The following is a 3,053-nucleotide window of genomic DNA, read 5'->3' on the forward strand; positions in this document are numbered from 1 at the left end:
GATCCTCATCATGTCGCTGCTGCGTTGCCTCCACCCGCCGGGGGGCGCGGTGGCGCTGAGCGCGGTGCTCGGCTGGTCGAGCTTTGGCAGCCATGTGATCGACTTCTTCGTGCCGGTGGCAATCAACTCGATCGTCCTTGTCGCGATCGGTGTCGCCTTCCACCGCTTTTCGGGGCACAGCTATCCGCACCGCCCGCAGCCGGTCGAAGGAAAGAGCTTCACGCCCGCTTCGGTTGGCGTGCAGATGGCGGACATCGATGCGGCGCTCGACGATCTGGGTGAGACCTTCGATATCAGTCGCGAGGATCTCGCGCTGCTGCTCGAGCGCGCCGAGGTTCATGCGGCGGCGCGGACGTCTGGCCGCCGCGCGGCCTGATCAGCCGCCGTTGTCGGCGGTGTCGCAAAGCTTCGGGTTCTTCGCCATCCTGTCGGCCTTGCGCCATGCCGCGCGAAACAGGCGGTCGCGTTCGGCGGTCGCGTTGAGGTCGTAGCGCGCCTGCGCGACTGGGCGCCCCGTCGCGTCGCGCAGCGACAGCGTTACCGTGCCGCCGGCTTCGAGCTTCTCATAGGGATCGCCGTCCCAATCGGTGTCGCCGAGCCGCGCCGAGGCATAACGAAACGGGCTCCCCCCGATCTGATAGGAAACGCCGAAGGGTTCAGGCTCGACCGTCCAGCTCGAACCATCGCCCATCAGCACCAGCATCGACAGCCGGCGCAGCGCGTCCTTGGGACCGCCCACGCTCGACACCTCGCCGATCGCTTCGGTCATCTCGCCGATCCTATTTGCCTTGGCGTCGTCATATTGCAGGAGCAGGCCGGGGTTATCGAGGTCCTCATAATGCGGCTTGCTCGCGTCGAGCATCGGCGGCGTCCAGCTGATCGTCCGCGACCATATCTCCCCGTCGGAGTCGACCTGCGCCACCACGTCGACATGCGCGCCGCGGCTGCCCTTGGCGATCGCCGTGCAGATGCGTTCTTCATTTTGCGCCATCGCGGGCGCCGCGCTCGCCAGCAGCGTCGCGGCGAGCAGCGGGCGGATCATCGCACCAGCGCTCCGCCCTTCATCACATGGTCGATCTTTTCGAGCACGCTGATGTCCGCCAGCGGGTCGGCCTTCACTGCGACCATGTCGGCGTAGCGGCCGGGCACGAGCGCGCCGATGTCGGTGCGTCCTATTTCCTCGGCAGCGCGCCCGGTGGCGGACTGGATCGCCTGCATCGGCGTCATCCCATATTTGACCATATAGGCGAACTGCCGTGCATTGAGCCCGTGCGGATAGACGCCGGCGTCGGTCGCGAAGCCGATGTTGACGCCGAGTTCGACCGCGCGCCGGAAGGCGGCGCGCTGCGCGTCGGTGGTCTCGCGGTTTTTGCGCAGATATTCCTCGGGCCAGCCCTCCTTGGTCCCGACATCATCGATATAATCGCCGTTGTAGATGTCCATCGCGAGCCAGGTGCCATGCTTCTTCGCCAGCTGGAGCGTGGCTTCATCTGCGAGGCTGGCATGTTCGATGCTGTCGACCCCGGCGTTGATCGCATTCTGGATGCCGATCGCGCCATGCGCGTGCGCAGTGACGCGCTTGCCGCGAGCATGGGCGACCTTGACGATCGCCGCCAATTGTTCGGGCGTCAGCTCGGGCGCGCCGGGCTCGGTACCGATCGCGAGCACCGCGCCGGTTGCGATCGTCTTGATGAAATCGGCGCCATGGTCGAGAAGATAGCTCGTCTTCGCCGCCGCTTCCTCGGGCGTTGCCGCGACGCCGAGGCGCATGTCGGCGGGCAATTGCTCGTTGGGAACGACGCCATTGAGCTCGCCGCCGCCCTTGGGAATGGTCAGATAGGCGCCCGCGACCCACATGCGCGGGCCGGGTACGTCACCGCGCTCGATGGCATTGCGCAGCGTCACGTCGACCAGCCCGCGATAGACGCCGACGTCGCGCACGCTGGTGAAGCCCGCGTCGAGCGTCACCCGCGCATTGCGCGCGCCAACGAGCGCGGTCTCGGCGGGCGACGCCTTGATCGGCGCGGCGAGGTCGGCGCTTTGGCCGAGGTCGGCGAGATGGGTATGAAGGTCGATCAGACCGGGCAGGACGGTATAGGTCGACCAGTCGACCAGCGTGGCGCCGTCAGGCGCCTTGCCGCACGGGCCGACGTCCTTGATCCGTTCGCCGACGATCGTGATGCACTGGCCGGTGCGCACCTCGTTGGTGACGCCGTCGATCAGCTTTCCCGCCTGCACATAGACGGTCTGCGCCAAGGCCGGCGTCGCCGCGACGAACGCCGCCGCGGCGGCGCCGATCAGAGCGACGCGCTGAACGTATCGCACTGGCGCGGGTCCCCCGTTTGCAGGCCGCGGCGCAACCAGGTCATGCGTTGCTCGCTCGTCCCATGGGTAAAGCTTTCGGGGACCGGGCGCTGGCCCGCCGAGCGCATCAGCGTATCGTCGCCGATGGCGTTGGCGGCCCGCATCGCTTCTTCGAGGTCGCCGGGTTCCATCACCGGCTGGCCGGCGCTGTTGCGGGCACGGTTCGCCCAGACGCCGGCGTAGCAGTCGGCCTGCAACTCCATGCGCACCTGATATTGATTGCCTTCGGCTTGCGACGATCGTTGCTGCGCCTGGCGAACCTTGTCCGAAATGCCCGTGATCGTCTGGATATGATGGCCGACCTCATGCGCGACGACATAGGCCTGCGCGGCATCGCCCGCGGCGCCGAAGCGGGTCGCAAGCTCGTTAAAGAAGGTGGTGTCGAGGTAGACGCCCTGGTCGGCGGGGCAATAGAAGGGTCCCATCGCCGCCTGCGCCGCGCCGCAGCCCGAGCTGTTCTGCTCGGTGAAGAAGTTGAGGGTGGGGCGCCGATAGCCGCTGACCAGTTCGCCCCACACCTGATGCGTCGAGCCGAAGACGTTGCAGGCGAATTTTTCGGCCGCCGTATCGCACGCGACATTCGCGCCGCCGCGGCTGTCGGCTTGCGGATCGGCGGTGCCGCCGCCGCCGGTCAGCATCTGTCCGCCACCGCCGAAAAAGACGAAGGCGAGCGCGCCAAGGATCAGGAT

General features: G+C 67.2%; 4 protein-coding genes. 1 reads left to right on the forward strand and 3 read right to left on the reverse strand.

Features of this window, described 5'->3' with window-relative positions; translation table 11 throughout:
- On the forward strand, window positions 1–376 hold a 376-nt coding region (locus tag B1A78_RS21165; protein ID WP_179102123.1), incomplete at its 5' end, for an HPP family protein.
- Here the strand turns inward: B1A78_RS21165 and B1A78_RS21170 are convergent.
- The 3 genes from B1A78_RS21170 to B1A78_RS21180 form a co-directional block, all read right to left on the reverse strand.
- Complete coding sequence (locus tag B1A78_RS21170) at window positions 377–1,042, reverse strand: hypothetical protein (protein WP_077148826.1); 666 nt, start codon at window positions 1,040–1,042, stop codon at window positions 377–379. It lies immediately after the preceding gene.
- Window positions 1,039–2,325: an amidohydrolase family protein gene (locus B1A78_RS21175; RefSeq protein WP_083734402.1), complete on the reverse strand. Its 1,287-nt coding sequence runs from the start codon at window positions 2,323–2,325 to the stop codon at window positions 1,039–1,041. Before B1A78_RS21175 ends, B1A78_RS21170 begins: the two co-directional genes overlap by 4 nt.
- Window positions 2,298–3,053, reverse strand: a 756-nt coding sequence (locus tag B1A78_RS21180) for a neutral zinc metallopeptidase (RefSeq protein ID WP_077148827.1), incomplete at its 5' end; no start/stop codon positions are given. The genes B1A78_RS21175 and B1A78_RS21180, both read right to left, overlap by 28 nt.

It is taken from the genome of Sphingopyxis sp. KK2 (assembly GCF_001990265.1).
Classification (GTDB): Bacteria; Pseudomonadota; Alphaproteobacteria; order Sphingomonadales; family Sphingomonadaceae; genus Sphingopyxis.